A 22,856-nucleotide genomic window follows, 5' to 3' on the forward strand; every position below is an offset into this window, starting at 1 on the left:
CGATCCACTGGGTATAAAATGCCACATTTGACGGGTTAGCCGGCATCAGATTTAACGCGATGCCGGGTTTGGGGTTATTCGGCGTAACCGGGCCCGACGGCATACCCTCCGAATCGGTGCTGAAAAAGAACACGTAGAAAAAAGCATTGGGGTTTAATTTTTTGAGAGTTTCCATCATGGCCAAACGCGCACTAATAAAGCGTCGTTCGGCGGACATGCTCCCGGATTTATCGATGATGAACACATAACGCGCCGGCTTATTCGGCCCCATTCCAAAGCCTCCTCCCGTCACTCCCCCGGTGACCGAAAACCCGTTGGCCTCAAATTCTTTTTGAGTTTTTTTAACAAATAACGCCGGTGGAATATCCGCCTGTGTGCGAACGGGCACCAGTTGCCGCAACATCAGAATGCGCCCAAGGTTTTCTGTAAGCAACTCCATCGTCCGCGCCCGACGTTGATTGGTCAGCCGTTGATACGAAGCCCGATCCATAGCGCCACTTTCAAGCTCCATCGTTAATCGCTCCACTTTCGCATCATTCAAAATTTCTTTTTTTAACTTCTCCTCAACCAATCCAATTTCCACTTCCACATAAAGCGGCACATCCAACCGGGTAAAAATAGGATCCACCCACAATGCGCGCCCCGGGTCGTGCGGCGAAACGGCGCGCATCCTGAAATGCACCACATTATCGGAAAGTTTTTGATACTGACCATCCTTATTCGAGGACACCAAGCGAATGATGTGGCGCTTGGGGACCGGGCCCGACTCGTATCGCCACAACCCGCCAATCACGTCATTGGCCTTGCCCGGCTGGCCACGCGATTCTAGTCGGTAAGCCATTTGTTGCCATTGATCGTCATGGCCCAGAAATGAAACGCGACTACTGACAAATGGTTCTGTGGTCGTAAGCCACGTGTTTTGCTGATCTGCCCGGAGCGTTGCCCAGTTGGTGGGGTAAGCGAGTGTTTCCAATCGATTGGTGCGATAGGGAACGGCCTCAAAATTTGGCTCCAACATTCCGGCCGGAGCCATGCGCCCTAAATCGCGCACAATCAGATCCATCACTGCTCGGCCTTCCTCCAATAATTTGGTGCGACTATGCCCGGTACTGAAAACCGACTGCACCCGCGCAAAAATTTGGTACATTGCCACCACCAATATCACCGAGATGAGCACAGCAGCCATTAACTCCACCATGGTATAGGCGGCCTGGCGGCGTCGGATTGTGCGATGCAGGTTCATTGGTAATCAGGCGTAAAAAAATAGAACGATGAAAAATAAGAATTGGTCGGTGCCACAAAACCCAGAAATCGATCCTGTTCCACCTGAAACCGTCCAAATACAGGGGGATAGCCTCCTTGAGGCAAAACACCCGTCATCGGACGGAGCGTATAAAGTCCGTGCGTATCATACGTACGCCCCATGCGCCATTTGTCTTCCGGGCGCACCTCGCCGGGAGTTGCCCGTTCAGCTTCAGGTTCAGGAATATCAGATACTAAATTTGCTTGCTCCATCGCCAATAAAGTGTTGTTCACGGTAACCATCCCCATGCCGGTCAACGCAGAAAGTTCATCGATGGTAATTTTTTCGCCCGGCAATGTTACATCCAAAAGCAACTTTTGATTGAGCGGCAATTGTTGCCGGGCCTTGGTTTCATTGGGCGGGGCCCCAACCAGTGTGGTGAAACTCTTGGTGGTCACCGTCTTTACATCGCTGGCGTTTTTGGTGGAATCCTTTAAAGTGGGATCATCCAAAACCGGCCACTTGAAGGTTAAGGTAATTCGCCAAAGATTTGCATTGGCCGGATCGGGTGCGATGCGGGTTTCGAGGAGGTAACTAAACGCAAATTCGCCACCGGATAGTGGATGAAAAGCGGTGTCTCCCTCACTCACAAATTCCTGGCGGGTCGCCACCAAAACTTTGCGCCCATAAATGCGATCGAAGAGTTGACCGTTTAATGCGCGTACTCGCGCAGTTTTTTTTACACTTCCAAGTCCGGTGCCATCATCGGGTATGCTCATCCACCCGATCACGTCTGTGGGCCAGGAGGTTTGCTTGAGGTGCCCTCTGAATAACGGAGGCAGATTCGCCCATTCCGGCCCTGCCCCATCGCCGCCCAAGCGGGGGCGGTGAGCGCGATAAACATTCGTGCTGCTGCCGTCGCCCACTTGCAACTCCACCCACTCCACCTGATGCAAGGCATCCGTGGGTTGCATTCCGGCACGCAGGACGGTCATCCAATACTGCGCGTCGTAGCGAATAATGGTTTCCTCACGGTTGTCTTTTTGAACGGTAAGCCCGGCGGGCAACACTCCCAAAACCGCAACTAACCCGAAGGCCACCACACCGATGGCCAACATCACTTCGGCGATCGAAAAACCGCCTTGCGTGTTTCGATGATGACTCGTTGTGTTCATCGTTTACTCAATTAGCAAATCAACTGAAGGATCCGTCTTCTGCAGTTCGTGCAGTAATTTATTGGCCAAACTGGCGGTGATCCCTGAAATCACCACCGGGGCTCGTGCCCCTTGGCGGAGTTCCCATCGATCGTTGTTATTCCGATACGCCCCCCCCCAATTTGCATTGTACTGCGCATTGTTGATGCCAGCCCAATCCGAGATGGCTTTGGCCATGCCTTCGCCGCCGCCTTTCCAGGCGCGATTGGAAAAGAAGATCACTTTAACCGTCACCGCCTTCATCGCCGGGGGAACCGTGGTCACCCCCATCGTGTTGGGGCGGCCGGTGAGGTAATTAATCAGAATGCTGTTTTGCACTTTTGCCGTTGTCAGCGGCTCATCAGACGGACCTAAAAGATAGGCACCATTGGCGCGCTTTTCTGGCGGCAGCACGCCGCCCTCCACCAAACGAATGACCACCCCCTTCGAGTCAGGAGTGGCGGGCTTTACCCCCAACAACCGCCCGCGAGCATCAAACCCGATATAAGGCAAATGCCATTTGAGATCCACCTGAGCATCATTGCCCAAGTGCGGCACTCGCAATAGAGGTTCAGGGCTGTTCACGTTCGCCTGTTTGAGTTGGCCTAACATTCCGCTGGGCAGATAAGCCCCTTCGGGCAGATATTTCCAATCGCTCACCCACCGACGACTGGGTTGGCCGAGATTATCACCCAGCGCATACTCCGCAAAAAACGCGTAGGAAATGAGTTGCCCACCAAGTTGTTGATTGGCCAATTGATTATTTTGGAAATAAGTTTTCTCCTCATCGCTCAAGGCGTCAACATTACTAGGAAACTTCGGCATAAAAACCACATATACCGGTGAACCGCCATTGATGGCCTCGAGGCGCGCGTTATTGAAATCAGCGATCAATTGAGTCGTGGCGCTGAGGGAATATTTATCTCCACGCAATCCCTTGAGCGCGGGAAGCATGATGGCCATGAGACCGATGGCAATGGCTAAGACCACCACCATCTCCACCAGCGTGAAACCCCTTCGCTCCCGGCTGAGGGCCTTATTCTTGTTCACGCTGATGGAGTGGTGTCTCATGGCTTAACGCCAACCCAGAATGTTGTCGGTATTTTCCTTGTCCAATGCGGCCGCCTTGGAGTTGACTTGTCGATCAGGACCGGGCGACCAAATCATCACCGAACCTCGCAGCACATATTCTTCCTCGGTCGTATTTTTCACATTGCGAACCAAGCCGATGGATGCGCTTTTGGAAACACCGGTTTCCCGGTAAAATAAATCCGCCACATTCCCGTCGCCGGCGAGATCCACCGAGATTACATATGGGTTTCCAAATGGATCCCGAAATACGCCGTCGGGGCCCACGCCGGCTGAATAAGCATCATCAGCGGTCTTGGGGGTGAGGTACGTTGTCTTCTTGGGGTTTCGCCCGTGATTTTTATTTGCCCCATGATCAATCGCCATGAGGATTGCCATCACCACACTATTATCAGGGGTCTGAGGCGGATTGGGCCAGTCGCCGGCATCCTGCGGCGAACCGTCAGCATGTTTGCGCCCGATGGGCAGATGAAAAGTGAGATCGCCCCCCTTCAGATTAGCCGCCGCACCTCGTGCGCTGGGGAACCGACTGTAATCATTTTGATAACTCTGGATGGCACCTTTGAGATTCACCATATCAGTACGGGCAGTTGCTACTTTGGATTTGGTCATCGCGCGTGTAACAAAAGGCACAGTGATGGTCACCAAAATGGCGATGATGGCGACCACGACGAGCATTTCCACCAGCGTGAAGCCGCGGAGGGTGAGGGTGGCCGTGGATGGATTCGAGTTGGATTTCATGTTGCTTGTATTAATTGCTTTCCCAGTTACTGATGGTGCGAACTTTGTCGGTTTCACCGATCTCTACCCAGAGGTCGTAACTTTCCCGATTGTGCTCGGGGTTGCGTGAATTATATTTCCAGCGTTCATTTTGTTTTGAATCTGTTCTACCCAACGCTGGCGAAACCAAATTTCCTGCAGCGTCATATTGTGAGGGCTTCAGATCGGGCAACAGATTTTTCCCCTTCTCCACTCCCATTCCTGACAGATGTTTGTGGAGTTGATTATTGGCCGGATCGTTCGCGTCGCTGGGCGGGAAGTAGCCGTGCGTTTCTTTATAAATCTGTAGCGCAAGTTTGATTTGTTCCAGCTCCGTGCGAATGGCGCTCTCGTTAGTTTTTCCCGCCACGCGGGAATAGAGCGCCACGGTCATCGCTGCCAATGCAGCGATGATGGTAATGACCACCAAGATTTCCACTAGCGTGAAAGCGCGTTTAGAATTTGTGGTAAGGTTCATTGGTTGATGTTTTCGTTTTCCATCCGTTCGCTGAGCCATTGTTTGATCATGCTTTGGTAATTGAGGAAGCGTGAGCGGGCGAGGCGCTTAATGCGGGAAAGCATTCGCGGATCCATGCGGAGGGTAATGGTGACCGATTCATTGCCGGCGGAACCGATCGCCACTGAATTTTCCATAAGGCGCACATCGATGGCAGTGTCGCTCCAGTATTTTGCCTCGGCTTCGTCGGTAGCGAAGCTGGGGACATCTTCCCATTGTTGAATTTGAATCATGTTGTCGTTTTTTGGTTAAGCAGTTTGTCTTGTTGTCGTTCGTAAAAAAATCGTTCTTCCGCGTAAAATGTCCGGGCGTGAATGACTTGTATTTGGCGTCCGTTGGTGCGGTAGATGGAGAAGACGCCTTCCCCGTTAGCGGAGCGGCCAAGGTTAAAATAACGTGCTTTTTCTGCAAATTGCACAGAATCAGGCAATAACCGTACAGCGAATGGATCCTCAAAGGATTCCTCCACATCTTGAGCTTTCAAAGAACCAAGCGCCTTTGTAGGGCTTTTTTCCCAATCAAAATCCATTATTGCTGCAGCTTGTAAATCAATTGACCATCAACAGTCACTACAATGTATTTACTCCACAATGCAGAAAATTTCAACCGATTTTTTGATATTTTTCCATTTGTGATGTGGGGTTCGGGTTTATTGGCCGAGTTTGTCCATCATCTTGATGAGTGGCAGGAACATCGCGATCACGATTGAGCCCACAACAACGGCCAGGAATACGATCATCACTGGTTCCAGAAGTGAGGTCATGGCGGTAACCGCGTTGTCGACCTCTTCTTCGTACACGTCTGCAATTCGAACAAGCATCTCAGGCAAGGCTCCTGTTTCCTCGCCAATGTCAATCATGCTGATTACCATCGGCGGAAATACGCCAGAAGCTTCAAGTGGTTTGGTGATGGTTTCACCTTCTTTTACGGCGTCATAAACTTTTTCAATCGCTGCAGTGAGGATGACGTTGCCGGCGGTTTCTTTAACAATGTTGAGCGCCTGAAGGATGGGCACACCGGAGGAGACGAGGGTGCCGAGCGTACGGCTGAAGCGGGCGATGGCCACTTTGCGCACCACGTCGCCCAGAATGGGCATGATGAGCTTAAACTTGTCAAAAGCTTTGCGGCCGAGTTTCGTTTTGTTGACGATGAGTTTAAACACGATAAAAACGGCTACCACACCGCCGATTACTTGGAAGACATTATTTTTAATCGCGTCCGAAATTGCGAGCACCAGCTCGGTGAATTCAGGAAGTCCTTCACCCTCCCCCAGCATGTCGGTGAAAATAGTTTTAAACTTTGGAATGACGAAGGTCATCAAAATGCCCACAATGATGACCGCTACCACCATCACTGCGATGGGGTAGAACATCGCGGCTTTCACTTTCCCCTTAATGGACTGTGACTTTTCCATGAACTCCGAGAGGCGGTTGAGTGCGATTTCGAGCACACCCCCGATCTCACCGGCCTTGACCATGTTGACATAAAGTTTATCAAAAATTTTCGGATGCTTGGCCAGCGCTTCAGAGAAAGTAGAACCCCCTTCAATGGTGAGGCCGATTTCATTGATGATACCCTTGAAATATGGATTGCCCTGCGATTTGGCCAAGGTTCCCATTCCGCGCATCAAGGGCAATCCTGCATCAATGAGCACCGCGAGTTGTCGGGTGAATTGGGTGAGTTCCTTGCCATTAACGGTGGGGAGGGCAAGGCTAATTTGGCCTTTCTTATTACCTTTCTTCGCGGCGGCCTTTTTGATGGCGTCATCGCCTCCGGCATCTTTTACCTCGGCCACTTGAGTGGGATAAAATCCCATCTCCTTAATACGGGCAATAGCCTCGTTTTGGCTGCCCACCTCGAGGGTGCCCTCCTTCTGCTTGCCCTCTTTATCGATGGCGATGTAGTTGAACAACGGCATGGGATTACAGATCAGGTGAACTTCATAACCTCCTCGAAGGTTGACTCTCCAGAAAACATAACCCGCAATCCATCCATTCGCAAGGTCTGCATCCCGAACTCAATGGCCTTTTCGCGCAATACAAGGGCGGGCACTTTGTTGGCGATCAGTTCGCGCGTTTGGTCGTTCATTTGCAGCATTTCATATAAACCACACCGGCCTTTATAGCCGGAGTTGTTACACGCATCGCAACCGGTGCCGTATTTGATTTCTTTACCCTCGATATCCTCATCATTGAGTTGCAACATTTGGCGCTGATCTTTGGTGATGGGAGTGGACACGATGCATTTGGGGCAAATGGTTTTCACCAACCGTTGGGCCAGAGCGCCGTTCACTGAGGAAGCAATCAGGAAGGGTTCAACGCCCATATCCATCAGGCGGGTGATCGCTTCAGTGGAACTGTTGGTGTGCAGAGTGGTGACCACCAGGTGACCGGTGAGCGCAGCCTCGATGGTGATGGAGGCGGTTTCCAAGTCACGAGTCTCGCCAACGAGAATGATATCCGGATCCTGACGCAGAAAGCTCTTGAGTGCCTTGGCAAACGTCATCCCCATGGTTTCCTGGATCTGGCACTGCACGATGCCTTCCACCGGAAATTCGACGGGATCCTCGGCGGTAATGATTTTTACATCCACGCTATTGAGGCGGCGCAAAGCAGCGTAGAGCGTGGTGGTTTTCCCAGACCCCGTGGGGCCGGTAACGAGAAACACGCCGTTGGGTTGCTCTACACAATGAATGATGCTTTTGTGAACAGAATCAGGAATTTTTAAGACATCAAGCGAAAGAATATCGGTGTTGTTCTTATCGAGCAAACGCAGCACGACCGACTCGCCAAACTGAGTGGGCAACGTGCTCATGCGAAAAACCAGCTCTTCGCCGGCGATCATCGTGGCGATTCGACCATCCTGCGGGAGCCGGCGTTCGGCAATGTTGAGGTTTGCCATGATCTTGAGACGCGAAGAGATCGCTGTGGCCAATTCACGCGGAGGCGGCGTGAGTATCTTCATGGTGCCATCCACTTTCATGCGGATTTGATAAGTATCCTCAAATGGCTCGAAGTGAATATCCGATGCGCTGTCTTTCAGCGATTGATAGAGCACCATGTTCACAAATCGAACGATGGGCATGTCGTCACCGACTTCTTCGAGAATTTCCAGGCTCGTAATTTTATCAGGGTCATCCTCTTCTTCGGGCATATTAAAGCCGCCCATTTCTTCGATAAGGTCACCAAAGGTGGCTTCGCCTGAATATTTTTGCTCGAGGATATGAAGAATCTGTTTTGGATCAGCAACCCGAACTTGCAGCGGACGATTCAACTGAAAAGCCAACTCATCCAAAACTGTCGGGTTAAGCGGATCCACCATCGAAAGATGCATGACCTCCCCGTCAAGCCCAATGGGAACGCACTGGTATTGCTTGGCCGTATCCAGCGGCATGAGGTTCACCAAATCTTCGGTAAATTCAATTTCCGAAAGATCCAGCACATCGGTCCCCAGATATTCGGCGATCAACTCCAGTTGCGTCGGCGTATCCACCAACCCTTCCTTGGCCAACAGCACAGAAACTGCCTCGCCTGAAAGATTGTGCTCGCCCTGTACCGCCTCCAGATCCTGCTCATCAGCCATCCCCCGCTCGAGAATGAGCGACAGCAGTGAATCTGTAATTACATTAGACATCTTTGATCGTTAAAAATTATCCCGCCGGGGGCGGTTGAGCCCCGCCCGCGGCAAGTTGTTCAGCTTGCAACGCGGCCTGCTGTTCATCCCATTCCTTGAGCCGCAACATCATGCCGGTATAATCTTGAGCTTTGTTGACGCAATCTTCACGGGAGACAACGCCTTTTCCATAATAACCGAACAACCCGTCATCCAATGTGACCATTCCGTATTTCTGGCCGGTTTGTTGGTCGGACGGAATCCGGAATGTTTTATTATCGCGGATAAGCGCCGAGATGGAGGGGGTCATCACCATGATATCGTGAATGGCCACGCGCCCTTTGGGGATCCGTTTGCAAAGAATTTGAGAAATCACGCACGCCAACACGGTGGAAAGCTGAATGCGAATGGTCTCCTGCTGTTGCATCGGAAAGGCGTTTACAATTCGATCTACCGTTTTGGCCGCGCCGGTGGTGTGAAGAGTGCCGAATACCAAGTGGCCGGTCTCGGCAGCGGACACCGCCATCTCAATAGTTTCCAAATCGCGAAGCTCGCCCACCAGAATCACTTCCGGATCCTGCCGCAAGGCACGCCGGAGTGCCTCGGCAAAGCTTGGCACATCCACATGTACTTCACGCTGGGTGGTCACCGCTTTTTTGTGGGGATGGTAAAACTCAATGGGATCCTCAATCGTGATCATATGGCACTCATCATCCGTTTCGTTGATGATGTTCAACATCGAAGCGAGTGTGGTGGATTTGCCGGAACCAGTGGGGCCGGTGACTAGAATCATGCCACGCGGAGTAGCGAGCAGTTTATCAACCAAGCCTTGGTCGAGGCCGATTTGATCGATGGTGAGTAGATCGTTGGGAATCTGCCGGAGCACCAGCGCCATATTGCCGCGCTCTTTAAAGGAACTGACTCGAAAGCGCGCTTTGGTGCCGAAGGCGAACCCAAAGTCCGCGCCGCCTTGAGTTCGGATTTGCTGGATCTGATCATCTGAAGCAATCGACTTCACCAGATACTCAACATCTTCCGGCTCGCAATCAGGACCTTCTACGCGCTTTAGCACCCCACTATCGCGATAGCATGGCGGGATACCTACGCGCACATGCAAATCAGCCGAGCCGCTGTCCACCATAAGCTTCAGCAAATCGGGCATCCGGTAAATAGGTTCTTTTTCAGGCATAATTAAATTTCGTCTGAAGTGGTGGTGCGAACTACTTCCTCCACCGTTGTCATTCCGGAGAGCACCTTAGTGATGCCATCCATTCGGAGCGTTTTCATCAAGTCATTTTTGATAGCGTAATCACGCACATCGGCCACCGGTTTCTCATCGATGATCATTCGTTGCAAGGTGTCGTCGATTTCTAATACTTCAAAAATCCCAAATCGACCTTTGTACCCGCCACCATCACAAGCCTTGCACCCGGCCCCCATCATGGGCATCGCCGTTTCCAACTGTTCGGGCGTGAGCCGCAAGGCCTTGATTTCACCCTCGGTGAGTTTGTGCGGGATAATACATTTCGGGCAAATCCGCCGCACCAGTCGTTGTGCGATGATGCAACGCGTGGCGGCGGCAACCAAAAAGGGCTTCACCCCCATATCCACCATCCGAGTAATCGCGCCGGGAGCATCGTTCGTATGCAACGTTGAAAACACAAAGTGACCGGTAAGCGAAGCATTCACAGCAATGGTGCCCGTTTCCGAATCCCGAATCTCCCCGAGCATGATGATGTTGGGCGCTTGACGCAGCATCGCGCGCAAGGCGGCGGAAAACGTCATGCCCGCCGCCACGTTCACTTGGCATTGGTTAATGCCGGAGAGAATATACTCCACTGGATCCTCCACGGTGATGATTTTTATATTGGGCGTGTTGAGGAGGTTGAGGCACGAGTAGAGCGTGGTGGTTTTGCCCGAGCCAGTGGGGCCGGTAACGAGCATAATTCCATCAGGCATTTGCGCGTTCCGTTCAAACACTTCCTGATCATCCCGCATGAAGCCCAGTTGATCGAGGCCGAGGTTCAGGCCGCCTTTGTCTAAAATACGCATCACAATGCTTTCACCGTAAATTGTGGGAAGGCAGCTCACACGAAAATCGATCACCCGGCCATCAATCACCTGCTGATAACGGCCGTCCTGCGGTGTACGTTTCTCGGCAATGTTCATGCCGGATTCGATTTTCAGCCGACTCACAATAGGCGCCCCCACGCGCTGTGGCGGGGCGTTGCCTTCCCGCAATACGCCATCCACACGATAACGAATCCGCATACGTTCTTCAAACGGTTCAATATGTACATCCGAGCAGCCCATTTTAAAACCCTCCTGAATGATTAGGCTCACCATCTTGACCAGCGGAGCATCGGAATCATCCTCCACCTCAAAACCCGCACCATCCGCCGCCGCACCGCCTTCGGCCTGCACTTGATCAAGGTCCACCTGCGTTTGCGAAAGCTCCTGCACGATCCGTTCCACCGCTTCGTCCGCCGAACCATAAAAGCGATCAATCGCCGCACGAATTTGTGGTTCGCTGGCCACCTTGAAAATGATGTTTGAAAATTCGACCATCCGCGTGAGGCCATCGGTCACATCAATGTCACCAGGGTCAGAAAGTGCCACTGTCAGTTCTGTGCCAGCCACCTCCACCGGCACCACCTGATAACGCCGGGCAATATGCCGGGGAATGGCCCGCAGCAAATCATCGCGCGGGCGCACTTCGCGCAGGTCAATTTGATCGCACCCAAACTGCATTGCGCGCGCCTGCGTGATTTGGTCGATGTTGATGATTTTCTGAATTACCAACGTATCGACCAGTCCCGCCCCCGCGGATTCTGCCGCCGGCCGTGCTGAATCCAATTGGGCATTATCGACCAGCCCCATATTCATGAGGGTGTCGACCAGGTAATCGTCCTTAACAGCCATGCAACGTGCCGCCACAACCTACGACCTCCGGAGCCTCCACGTCAAATAAGAGCTATAAACAACGGGGAATTTGTTGAGATTTTCTACGCATGCGGATAAAGCGAAATCTCAAGAAATCCACAACCAACCTTCGAGGATGGGGCATAAAAAAAGCGGAGCCTCACGGCCCCGCCTGCTCAAAAGCACTTATCGCTAATTTACTCATCCAATTCGACCACCCAAATGTTTCTAAATCGCATTGGGTTACCGTGATCCTGCAGTCCGATGGAACCCGGGCCATGCTTTTTGTAGGCTTTCACCGAGCGATGGCCGGAAGGGCCGATGAGTTCACGTTTGTCGTGCACTTTCACTCCGTTGTGAATCACCGTCACGACCGCCGGCTGTGTCACCTTGCCGTCCTTGGCAAATTTCGGCGCCCGAAATTCGATGTCATAAGTCTGCCATTCCCCGGGAGGACGGCACGCGTTTACACGCGGTGGATGCTGCCCATAAATCGCCGCGCATTGGCCATCGGCGTAAGAAATATTTTGGTATGAATCCAAAACCTGCACCTCATATTGCCCACAGAAAAACACGCCGCTATTGCCACGCGCCTGGCTCTCGCCATCCACTTTGGCCGGAGTAGCAAACTCAATGTGGAGTTTAATCGAACCAAATTTCTGTTTTGAATTCAACTGGCCCGAACCCCGCGTCACTTCCATATAGCCATTCTCAACCTTCCACTTATTATGGCTCCACCCGCTTGTGTCTGTGCCGTCGAACAAAACCACCGCACCTTTGGGCGGCTTCAGGCCCAGCGTCTTGGAAGGTCCCACCTCCACCACCTTGGGCCGCGGCCGATTGGCATCGTGCACCCGCCATTTTTGTCCGGGAATTTTGGGTGTATCCGTGTAACCAGGCAGTTTCTTGTCAGCACCCGCCGTTTCAATCACTGAAATAGCGAATATGGGAATAATGAAAAAGAGAATAATGTGTTTCATATCAATCGGTTCAGCCGAAAGTTTAACAAGCCCATGACTATCGGCAAGCGAAACTTTCCCTTGGCCGCGTGCCCTCCGCCCGTTAAAAAGCACCGCATGCCGCGCCGCCCTATTCTATGCATCAACAACCTCCGCCTCGAACGCGGCGACACGGTGATCCTTGACGGCATCAACTGGCGCATCGACCCCGGCCAACATTGGGTTGTCCTCGGCCCCAATGGATCCGGCAAAACCTCTCTACTCTCTGCCCTCACCGGCTACAAAACCCCCACCGACGGCGACATCCAACTGCTCGGCCAAACCTACGGCGAAAGTCATTGGCCCGAGCTCCGTAAAAAAATCGGCCTCGTCAGCAGCGCCATCAACAAACTTATGGCCCCCGCCGAGCCTGCGCTCGAGACGGTGATTAGCGGCAAATACGCCATGATCGATCTTTGGGAAACCCCCACCCCCTCCGATCGCCGCACCGCCCGCGCCATTCTCAAACGCACCGAATGCCTCCCCCTCGTCGATCGCCCGTGGCAACATCTCTCTCAAGGTGAACGACAGCGCGTTCTCATTGGCCGCGCCCTGATGGCCAATCCTAAACTCCTCATCCTCGACGAACCGTGCGCCGGCCTCGACCCCGTTGCCCGCGAACAATTTCTCCAATTCCTCAACCGCCTCGGCCGCCAACCCAATGCTCCCGCCCTCATCTTCGTCACCCATCACGTCGAAGAAATTATGCCCGCCTTCTCGCACGCGTTGTTGTTAAAAAACGGCCAAGTGAGCGCAACTGGAACAATGAAAACCACATTGACCAGCGAAAACCTGAGCACCTCATTTGGCAACAAAGTGAAACTGGATAAAAAAGGTGGCCGATACGCGCTGAAAATTTCCGCACGGGATGGGATGATGTAAAATCTTCAAAGGGCAAAACCCACCGCCCAGAACATTTACCTAGTTATTTCAAAACTGCGCCCCTGGAAACCAAGGCTGAAACTCATCATCCCCAATTCCATTCAACTCACTCTTCGTCTTCTCCCCACTAGCCACCGCAATGATTGTTTCGAATAGCCGCGCCCCCACTTCCGCCACCGTTTCCGTGCCATCAATAATCGTCCCGGCATTCAAGTCCATATCCTCCTCCATCCAATTGAACAACGCCGTGTTTGTGGCCACCTTGATGCACGGTGCGGGTTTGCACCCATAAACGCTCCCGCGGCCAGTTGTGAAAACCCCCACATTACACCCCCCCGCCACCAGTCCCGTCATGCTCACCGGATCGTATCCGGGAGTATCCATAAAACAAAAACCCGCCGTGTCAATCCGCTCCGCGTAATCATACACAGCCATCAATGGCGACTGCCCACCCTTAGCTAGCGCGCCAAGGCTCTTCTCATAAATCGTCGTTAACCCGCCTGCCTTATTGCCCACAGAAGGATTATTATCGATCGTGCTATCGTGTCGACGCGCATAATCCTCCCACCAATGAATTTGCCGCATCAACTTTTCCGCGATCTCCGGCGTGGCTGCACGATTGGTCAGCAAATGTTCCGCGCCATAAATTTCCGTTGTTTCTGCAAGCACTGATGTCCCGCCGTGCCGCACTAATTCATCCGAAGCAATTCCCAATGCTGGATTCGCTGTACACCCGCTGTTGCCATCGGAGCCGCCGCAATTTTCCGCCAGCAATAATTTTGCCAAAGGCTGTTCCGTGCGCCGCGCTTCCGCCACCTTTGGCAGAATTGCCTCAACCGCCTTGGCGGCAGCCTCGATGGTTTTCAGTGAACCGCCCGTGCCTTGGATGGTCATAAACTCCGGCGCAAGTTCACCCTCGCGTAAGTTGTCCAAATCATAGTCCTCGCGAATGCCTGCAATCTGATTATCTTCACAACCAAGCCCGATCATGACGTAGCCCGCAATATTCGGATGCCGCGCCATATTGCCCAGCGTGCGCCGAATGAGTTGCATCGGCCCGCCCGGCTCCACACCGCAACCGCCTTGTGTCTTCAATGCAATCACGCCGTCAATTCCAGGAAATTGTTTTTGAAACTCCACCCCCCGAAAGCGCTCCGCCACATAACGCGAAACCGAGTTCGAACAATTCACATTGGAAATCACCGCCACATAATTTCGTGTGCCCGCGCGTCCGCCCGGACGAGCAAAACCCTGAAACGTGCGGCGCTCCGCCTCGGGATAAAATTCTGTGGGCCGATAATCCGAAGCAAAATGATGTTCCCGCTCGTAATCTCTGCAAACAAGATTCTGCGAATGCACGTGCTCCCCCACAGCGATATCGCCTTTGGCAAACCCAATAATCTGCCCGTACTTACACAACGGTTCCCCATCCGCCACCTTCTTCAACGCGATTTTATGCCCCGCCGGAATGATCGTGGCCGTGGTCACCGTGCCGCTCCCGCTGGTCAACGTTCTGCCAGCCTTCAGTGTTTTTTTCAATACGCCCACATGATCACCCTCGCGCAAGCGGAGCACCACCGAATCTAATTCAGTCGAATCACTCAAAGTAGTTGAAGCCATCGGCGCAAGCATTAACAGGAAGTCAAAAAAAATACAGAAAACAAACCCAACCTAGCCCGGTCCGGTGACCCGAGTTGCAAAGTTACAGCTCCTCCACCTCGATCCAAGTCTCCAATCGCCGCCCATCTACATCCGCAGTCAATCGATGCCGCCCCGGTTGCAATCGCGCAAACACATCTCCATCCCGCGCGACGCATTCCAGTGTTTTTGATGACCACTGCGCCGAAGCCGCGTTTACGCGCAGGCGCACCTGGCGACTCGATGGCGGCAAGTCGGGATCCAAATAAAAAACCGTGCCCGCCAAAGGCGCCAGCACGCGTAATTCTGCAATTTGCGAAACATCGAGCGCCACGCGATTGTGAAGCGTGTTGTCCGTACTGGCAAACCACTCCACGTAATCCGCGCCCAACTTCACACGTCCTTCAGCATCAAAGTCATTCGGCGTTTCGCAATGCGGCAGATTGCCCACCACAAACCATTCCCCCACCCCCTGCCCTGCCCTGCGGCCTGTGATCGGATTCACTTGAGCTCGCACCAATCCGTTCGGACGCGCAAAATCACTCGTGCCAAACCGTTCGCGCAAGTGCTCCATCACCGCATGCATCACCGGCGCGGCCCCCGTCACTCCGGAAACATTTCGCATCGGCGCGCCATCAAAATTCCCAACCCACACACCCACTGTAAATTCCGGCGTGTAACCCATTGCCCAGTTATCGCGGAAATCTGAACTTGTGCCCGTTTTGCACGCCACCGGAAATTCAAATGCCAATGCAGATTCCCACCCAAAAGCCCGCGCCCGCGCCGCGTTGTCGCTCAACATATCTGTAATCAGCCACGTGTGCCGCGAATCGAAAATCCGCTGCGAAGATTGGGGATCATTCGCAAGCACTCGAAGCGAACGGTGAATTCCCAATCGCGCCAGCGTTGCGTACGCATTGGTCAATTCCAGTAACCGGGCCTCCGCGTTACCAATGGTGAGTCCGAGCCCGTAGTGATTGGCCTCCGCTTCCAACGTAGATAGACCGCATTCGCGCAATCGTTGATGCAAAGCCTCTGCGCCTCCCGCTGCTTCCAGTACTTTGACGGCGGACACGTTTAGCGAATTCGCCAATGCCACTCGCAAACGCATTGGGCCGTGAAATTGGCGATTAAAGTTTTGCGGACTAAACACGCCCGTGCTGGTGGCGAAATCTGTGCGGACATCGGCAATTACCGTCGCAGGCGACATCCCCGATTCCAATGCCAGCAAATAGGTAAACGGTTTGAACGTAGACCCCGCGCTGCGGCGTGCCCACGCGCCGTTCACTTGGCCCGATTCCGCCTCAAAATAATCACGCGACCCCACCCACGCCAACACATTGCCGGTTGCGTTTTCGATCACCACCACAGCGCCGTTGGAAACATCCCGTTGGGCCAATCGGTTCAACCGCTCAACGAGTGTTCGGTGGACGAATTGATTTAGCGGCAAATCAAGCGTGGTTTGCACATTTGCTTTCACCTCGCGTTGCTGGCTCACCCAATCCACAAAATGTGCCGCCGCAAATGCACGGCCATCGCGATTGAGGGCAATGGGCTCGGCACAGGCACGGTGATGGGCAGCAACATCCAGCCAACCGAGCCGCCGCATACGCCCGAGGATGATAAGTTGCCGCCGTTTGGCGCGATTAAAATGGCGATGCGGATTCAACCGCGTAGGACCATTGGGCAACGCCGCCAAAAACGCCGCCTCGGCGGGCGACACGTCGGCCAAGGGTTTCCCGAAATAAAACCAAGCTGCCGTGCCCGCGCCTCGACAGAGATTTCCATAATCAATGCGGTTCAAATATGCAGTGAGGATTTCTGATTTACTCCAACTACGCTCGAGCTTAAGCGCCTGCAGGTTTTCAAAAATTTTGGTGCGCACGGTGCGCGGGCGCGGCTCGGCATTTTTGATCAGTTGCTGCGTGATGGTCGATGCGCCGGACATCACCCGCCGATGCACCGCAATCTCCTTCACTGCGCGGACCGTGCCAAACCAATCCACCCCCGCGTGTCGCCAAAACCGTTTGTCCTCCGCCGCCAATGTCGCCTGCAAAAAAACCGGGGCGCAGTCTTCCAGTGCAACCGGTTGAAAAAACCGCTCATCCGAAGTCAGCAGCAACCGTAACGGTTCGCCATTGCGATCGGTTGCTTGGGGGCTGAACACGGGCGGCACCCCCATCGCCGTCGGCAACGGCATCAGAGTCACAACCGCCTGCAACCCCATCCATCCCACAAGCCAAACACACCCAAATCGCAGCGCCCATCGGCGCCACACTTTTCGCGCGAACCACTCGCGAAGTTGGCGCAGGCGATCACTCATTGAGCGGCAGCGCCTCGATCGGTTGACTTGCAGTAAGCCCGACGATGTCCGGATCGTACATCGCCTCGACTTTCGCGGCGGGCGCGGTAGCCGTGCCGGCAGCGCGCACGCGGGCGAGGTATTTGAACTGGTGCATTCCACGCGGCAGATTGTTTGCATAGAAAACTGCCCGATCTTTGCGCAAAACTTTATGGCTCACGTGCCAATTATTCTTGGGCGACACCCGTGTGGCTTGAGTTTTTAAACTGGCATTCATCGGCTCTAAATTCGCAGGCAGGCCGTCTTCAATGGCGAAGTAACGCGCAGGCGCGGGGACATCCACTCGCAAGGTGACGCGCACCAGATCGCCCACGCGCAATGGCGCAGCGTTATCCTCCTTGCCGTTGTCTTTCAATCGCGTGTAAGTGCGATGAATGGAGAGGCCTTGCTTCACCGGTTTGGTTTGTTGTTGCGCGGGATACATCGCGGCCTTCACCTGCACAAACAAAGTGCGCTCGCCGGGATTGCGCAGGATCATCGGTGTTTCATCCGGGCCGGGCGCATTTGCAAAAGTAAATTTCAAGCGGCGTTGCTTTGCATCGAGTTTGAAAGGGCGCGCTTGACTGCCCCAAAGAATGGTGCCATTTGCCGGACCTTCGTCATTGGGTTGCAAACGGGCAAAAACAGACATCCCATACATAACCCACGCATTGGCAAAGGTAGTCCCCCAATGGCCTTCGCGCATACTGGCAACAATTTTCCCGGCGAGTTGCGCGGCGGCTGGAGACTCCGCATCGTGTTGGCACATCGCCAGCAAACGCATCCCAAGCAATTGGCTGGAGTTGCCAAAATATCTAAAGCCGCGCTGCTTGGATTGAGCGGGCTTCAGCAAATCACGAACCATTTCTTCCGGCCCATCCACTTTGGCCACGGCCATCGCTAACAGCGCGCGACCGCTGCTGGACAATTGATCCCGCACCTTAAACATCCGTTCGTGATAAGCCGGCTGCGCCTCGCCGAGCAGCGCGAGCGTGTACAGTGCGAGGCAATATTCACCGTCGCGTTTCTCGACCAATGGTCCTTTCACTTTTTTGGTAAGATACTTTACCAGCAATTTCAGTTGCTGATCCGGCACGTCGTGGCCGCGATCCTCCGCGATGGCCAACACCATCCCGCCGTAGGCGCTGGCAAAAAGCGTGGCGCTTCTGCCCGGCCAATAGCCTAAACCGCCGGAGTAATCCTGCATGCTCAAGAGGCGGTTGATGCTTTGTTCAATGATTTCCTGTGCCTCCGGGGAATCGGATTTGAAGCGGGGAAAAACATCCTCAAATTCATCCAGCAACAGCCACGGCAACAATCGCGAGCTGGTTTGCTCCACACAACCGTGCGGGTACAACAGCAAATAATCCGTAGCCGTTTCCAACTCCGCCATCGGCGAAGTACTGAGGCTGATGGTGTACTTGCCTTCGGCCTGGCGTAGTGCGGGGTCAACGGGTTTCAGCAAATCGGATTTTGCATCCGAGATTCGCTCAAAATGAATCGCGCGGCGCAAGGGTGCCACATGGCGAATATCGATAAACGACTCGCGCGCATCGGCGAGGTTAGGCTGCGCAGGACAACGAACGCGCCACACGGTTCGAGCTTTGCCGACATTGGTAAATTGAATCGGGAAGTTCACCGCCATCGTGCCATTGGCAGGGATGGTGATCCGGCGTTCGAGCTTACCGTTGGCAGTGATGGAGTTATCCAGCTCGAGCTTCACTTCGGCCTCAATAGCCTGGTCGGTTTGATTGTACACCATCGCCTTGGCCGTGAGTTGATCACCCACACGGCCGAAACGCGGCAACACCGATTCCACCATTAACGGCTGATGAATACGGAATCCGCTTTCCGTCGCACCAAAGCGATCGCCCGAATGCGCGACGGCGAAGAGGCGATAACGCGTGAGGCTGTCGGGCGCGGTAAAGCTGGCGCGAATCCGGCCTTTGGCATCCGTGCGGAGGGCGGCATTCCAAAAGGCAACGGCCAGAAACTTGTGGCGCAGTTTGCCCGCATCGCCACCGCCGCCGATAATGTGTCCTTTGTTTCCGAAAGCAACACGGCTCGGATCTTCCGTGTGCATAAAGGCAAAAGAAGTCGAGGTTTCAACTTGAAGCGTACGGGGCGCGTAAAAAAACGAATGAAGATCGGGCGCTTTATAGCCGGTGAGGTCGAGGACGCCCTCGTCCACGGCGTACAGCGCAACCTCCGTGCCAGGCACCGGCGCGCCGGCGTGATCGTTGACAACCAAAGCAACCTCCACTTCCTCGCCGGGCTGATAATTGGACTGGGATAATTCAGCCTCTACATTCAGGCGCGAATTCGGCCGCTCCACTGTTAATTCGCAATAACCAATGCGGTACTCTGCGGTTTTGATTTTGCGGGTGCTGTCAGCCGAGCCACGCAGCAGCATCACGGACACGAACACGTTGGGCGCATCGCCTTCCCGCAACGGCACCTCGATGGCCGGCGCGTTTCCGGTGACTTCAACAAAAAAACTGCGCAGCACTTTCTCGCGTTCAACGGTGACAACCGCGCGGCCGCTAATGGGGGTCTTCAGCAAAATCGTAGCCGTATCGCCAGTGTGATAGATGGCGCGATCCGGCACCATTTCCATTTGGAATTCGTTGCGATAATCCCAAGCCAATGATTTTTTGCCACGCACATAAAACGTGGTGATGTTTTGGACAGGTCTTCCTTTGGAATCCGCCCCGCGCAGCTCCAGCTGATACTCACCCGCTTCCGGCGGAACGAGTGAGGAAGGAACCGGATCCGCATCGCGCGCGATTGTTTTTAAATCCACTTCGTTAATCCGGATTGTTTTGCGTTCATTTTTATAACGCGCTACTCCACCCGCACCCTTGATTTTCACGCTGTGCCATTCGACTTTCTTAAGCGTGGCCGTAAAGGATTGGCCTACTGCTGCCGCGTTGCTGTCGGATTTCACCGCGACCACCTGCAACGGAATAGGTTGCTTAGCCCATCGCACGCGCGGCAACTCGCGCAAGGCGAAATAAAAATCAGATGCGTGCCGAATAACCGCAGTGTCGCCGGAAATGGATTGCCCGTTGGCGTTGGTGATGCGGACGGATAAGTTGCCTTCCATAGGCATCGGCGAGGTCGGATCACCAGTCACTTCCGGCCGAATGGTCAGCCCACCTTTGGGGGACAAAATGCCTTCGGCGGAAAGCTCCGTGGTGTGACTGCCATCGGTTTCCCCAAACATAAATTGGTCCCATCCCGTCGGAGAAAAAACCGTGTGATGGCCAGTGAACGACCAAACTGCCTTCGCTCCCGCGAGCGGTTTGCCGAAGTAGAAACTTGCGTTCAGTGGAATCTCGATCGCCTCGTCCGGCGCAAATTGACGGCGGCCGGTAAAACGGAGCTTGAAGGTTGCCGGTTCGTATTCAAATACGTCGATGTAATGATACTGTTCGCCCACCGAAATGGTGTGACTACCGCTGACGCCTTTTGCCAATTGAATATTCGCATCAAACGCGCCCTGCTCGCTCACGGTGACGGGTCTGCTGAAAAATGTATGGCCGCGCCAATCCCGCGCGCTAACGGTGAGTGTCTCGCCAGCGGGCAATTCAATTTTTCCGTCCGCCCAATCTCGCACGTGGCCTTTGAGTCGCACCATGTCCCCCGGTTGATAAATGAGACGATCGGTAAACAAATGCGTTTTGCGCGTTTCGGCTTCACCCCAACCGTAATTAACATCAAACGACCACAGTGGAACTTCCGCGAAAGATAAGTCCATCTGAATCGCGTGATGATCGTTCCCGTGTGAAACTGAAAGCCAACGCGTCACGCGTGGTGCGCGGGCTGAAAGCAACACCGTTTGCCCATCGAGATCTGTCCGCCCGGTGACACGGGGCCGGTTGTCACTGCCAAGAACTTGCACCTTTGCTCCGGCCAACGGTTTGGCCGTGCGCAAAGAAAACGCCTGAATATGAATTCCTCCGCCCGCCTCTTTCCACGCGAGGCCGACATCGGTCAACTGAGCAATCACTTGCGCGCTACTCACCGTGCCATCCCGGCCCACGCATTCAACGGATACAAACAGTGGTCCGGGCGTCTCGTTGCCCAATAATTCATCCCACACGAATTCCTTTTTCACCGCTTCATCCACCGCCGCCTTTGGCTTGAATACGCGATCGCACACTTGCGTGCCGGGGATGAGATCAAAACTCAGGGGGTGCCCGTTGCGCCACCCCCAGCTGCCGGACCAATTAAAACTGCCCTTCGCCATATATTCATTTTTGTAAACCTCCGACACCATCGTCAATTGCTCAGGTGCAATGCGTTTCACGCGCAGACGAATGGCGCGGTTGTTGACGGAAACGAAACTGAAATGGCGATTGCCATTGACTGCCTGCGAAAAATACGTGCCCGGCAAATACACGCGGCTGGGCAAGGGATTAAAAACAACTGCCTGGAGCTTTTCCTTGGCCAGCGTGAGACCCAATTTGCTTGGCAAGCCGGGCTTCATTCGCACGCGATATTTCTGATTTAGCTCAAAACCGCCATTGAGTTCAATCCATGAACCCGAAATATCTACTTTAAATTCAACTTGAGTTTGCACAAAACGCAGCGACTTTTTGGTATTAACCTCCACGGACTGCTCCACAACCAACCATTTGGCGAGTTGTCCTGCGGTGAGTTCCTGCGGCAGTGCATGGCTTAAGCGAATCTGGATAGAACGGCCGTGGTTGAGCCGATTTTCAGCAAATATTCTTTCGACCTGCATTGGCTCGCGCACACCGAGTGGGTACGACACGCTTTCCGACAACCGATTGCCATCACCGGAGGGCAGGCCTTTCTTCAAAAGCAACCGCCATTCCATGCCGGGGCTTAAGATGCGCCTGGGGTGAATCAAAACTCGCGTGGGATGGCCCACCAATTCGGGGCCCTCATCAACCATTCGCATCGACCACGGCTCGTCGGGTGCCTCAAGCCAGCGAAGGTTCTCCTTCGTCATCGGCTCGATGCTGGCGGGAATTACGCTGCCGTTTTTGGAACGAAACTCCACGAACGCTTCAGCTTTGCCAGCGTCCATCGCCACATTAAACGCCAATGCAGCGCTGAACGGCCGGTCACCATTCAGCGAGCGCAAATGCTTTGCCTCCACTTGCATCGGCGGGGTGTGAAATTGGCGGCGAAATTTTAGGCCGGTTTTTTTGATGACCGCCTCGCTCAAGCTCACGACGAACCGTGCATCCAATTCAAACCCGCTGGCGGGCGTGAATGATCCGGAACGGGTGCTGTCCCAAATAAATTCACCCTTCATCGGCGGCTCAAAAGCCAATGGGTTAACTTGTCCCGATTCGCCGACTTGCTCCGGCTCAACGATCGGTTCTTCAAACTGCACGCGAAAGGTTGCGCGCGCGGGCAATTCAGAATTAATGGGGGTCAGCTTAACACCCGATACCTCCACCAACGCTTCGCCGGACACGGGAACCAAATCTCCATCCGGCAACGGCGGCGGCACTTGCATCATCGCGTAAGCTGCCAAGCCAATCGCTGAAATGATTACCGCGCCCAAAAAAACTTTTACTGAACCATGCCCGAAACGGGTCTTCCATTGCTCCCAATCCATTTTCGTCCTCCTTTTGTTTAAACACAGAACAGCCAGAACACCCGACCCCCATTTATAAGTACC

Annotated in this window: 16 protein-coding genes; 1 reads left to right on the plus strand and 15 read right to left on the minus strand. The window is 53.8% G+C overall.

The genetic code is table 11. The features are described from left to right. The 12 genes from H8E27_03185 to H8E27_03240 all read right to left on the minus strand — a co-directional run. Positions 1–1,243: prepilin-type N-terminal cleavage/methylation domain-containing protein (locus H8E27_03185; protein MBC8324616.1), on the minus strand; the 1,243-nt coding region annotated here is incomplete at its 3' end. Continuing rightward, complete coding sequence (locus H8E27_03190) at positions 1,240–2,418, minus strand: hypothetical protein (GenBank protein MBC8324617.1); 1,179 nt, start codon at positions 2,416–2,418, stop codon at positions 1,240–1,242. The genes H8E27_03185 and H8E27_03190, both read right to left, overlap by 4 nt. 3 nt (positions 2,419–2,421) lie before the next feature. After that, entirely contained in the window at positions 2,422–3,507 is a 1,086-nt protein-coding gene (locus H8E27_03195) for a prepilin-type N-terminal cleavage/methylation domain-containing protein (protein MBC8324618.1), read from the minus strand. 3 nt (positions 3,508–3,510) lie between these two features. Beyond that, positions 3,511–4,266 (minus strand): prepilin-type N-terminal cleavage/methylation domain-containing protein, encoded by a 756-nt coding sequence (locus tag H8E27_03200; GenBank protein ID MBC8324619.1) that lies wholly within the window; start codon positions 4,264–4,266, stop codon positions 3,511–3,513. 10 nt (positions 4,267–4,276) lie between these two features. Then, positions 4,277–4,762: a type II secretion system protein gene (locus H8E27_03205; GenBank protein MBC8324620.1), complete on the minus strand. Its 486-nt coding sequence runs from the start codon at positions 4,760–4,762 to the stop codon at positions 4,277–4,279. Next, positions 4,759–5,034, minus strand: coding sequence for a hypothetical protein (locus tag H8E27_03210; GenBank protein MBC8324621.1), 276 nt, complete (start codon positions 5,032–5,034; stop codon positions 4,759–4,761). Before H8E27_03210 ends, H8E27_03205 begins: the two co-directional genes overlap by 4 nt. Then, positions 5,031–5,330, minus strand: coding sequence for a hypothetical protein (locus H8E27_03215; GenBank protein ID MBC8324622.1), 300 nt, complete (start codon positions 5,328–5,330; stop codon positions 5,031–5,033). Before H8E27_03215 ends, H8E27_03210 begins: the two co-directional genes overlap by 4 nt. 120 nt (positions 5,331–5,450) lie before the next feature. Beyond that, positions 5,451–6,719, minus strand: coding sequence for a type II secretion system F family protein (locus tag H8E27_03220; protein ID MBC8324623.1), 1,269 nt, complete (start codon positions 6,717–6,719; stop codon positions 5,451–5,453). Positions 6,720–6,730: 11 nt separating this feature from the next. After that, a complete protein-coding gene (locus tag H8E27_03225) occupies positions 6,731–8,434 on the minus strand; it encodes a type II/IV secretion system protein (GenBank protein MBC8324624.1) in 1,704 nt (567 codons plus the stop codon). A 16-nt stretch (positions 8,435–8,450) separates the two neighbouring features. Next, positions 8,451–9,575, minus strand: coding sequence for a PilT/PilU family type 4a pilus ATPase (locus H8E27_03230; GenBank protein ID MBC8324625.1), 1,125 nt, complete (start codon positions 9,573–9,575; stop codon positions 8,451–8,453). A 29-nt stretch (positions 9,576–9,604) separates the two neighbouring features. Further along, positions 9,605–11,335: a type II/IV secretion system protein gene (locus H8E27_03235; protein ID MBC8324626.1), complete on the minus strand. Its 1,731-nt coding sequence runs from the start codon at positions 11,333–11,335 to the stop codon at positions 9,605–9,607. Between the two features lie 197 nt (positions 11,336–11,532). Beyond that, positions 11,533–12,315 (minus strand): DUF1080 domain-containing protein, encoded by a 783-nt coding sequence (locus H8E27_03240; protein MBC8324627.1) that lies wholly within the window; start codon positions 12,313–12,315, stop codon positions 11,533–11,535. Positions 12,316–12,411: 96 nt separating this feature from the next. Here H8E27_03240 and H8E27_03245 point away from each other — a divergent pair, with 96 nt between their 5' ends. After that, positions 12,412–13,215: an ABC transporter ATP-binding protein gene (locus H8E27_03245; GenBank protein ID MBC8324628.1), complete on the plus strand. Its 804-nt coding sequence runs from the start codon at positions 12,412–12,414 to the stop codon at positions 13,213–13,215. Positions 13,216–13,263: 48 nt separating this feature from the next. Here H8E27_03245 and H8E27_03250 read toward each other — a convergent pair whose 3' ends face one another. From H8E27_03250 to H8E27_03260, 3 genes are all read right to left on the minus strand, one after another. Beyond that, entirely contained in the window at positions 13,264–14,835 is a 1,572-nt protein-coding gene (locus tag H8E27_03250) for an altronate dehydratase (protein ID MBC8324629.1), read from the minus strand. Between the two features lie 82 nt (positions 14,836–14,917). Continuing rightward, the gene (pbpC, locus tag H8E27_03255) at positions 14,918–17,176 is read right to left on the minus strand and encodes a penicillin-binding protein 1C (GenBank protein MBC8324630.1); all 2,259 of its coding nucleotides are present in this window, start codon (positions 17,174–17,176) and stop codon (positions 14,918–14,920) included. Next, a complete protein-coding gene (locus H8E27_03260; protein ID MBC8324631.1) occupies positions 17,169–22,793 on the minus strand; it encodes a hypothetical protein in 5,625 nt (1,874 codons plus the stop codon). Before H8E27_03260 ends, pbpC begins: the two co-directional genes overlap by 8 nt. Positions 22,794–22,856: the final 63 nt, after the last annotated feature.

This window comes from Limisphaerales bacterium, assembly GCA_014382585.1.
In the GTDB taxonomy this organism is placed as follows: domain Bacteria; phylum Verrucomicrobiota; class Verrucomicrobiia; order Limisphaerales; family UBA1100; genus JACNJL01.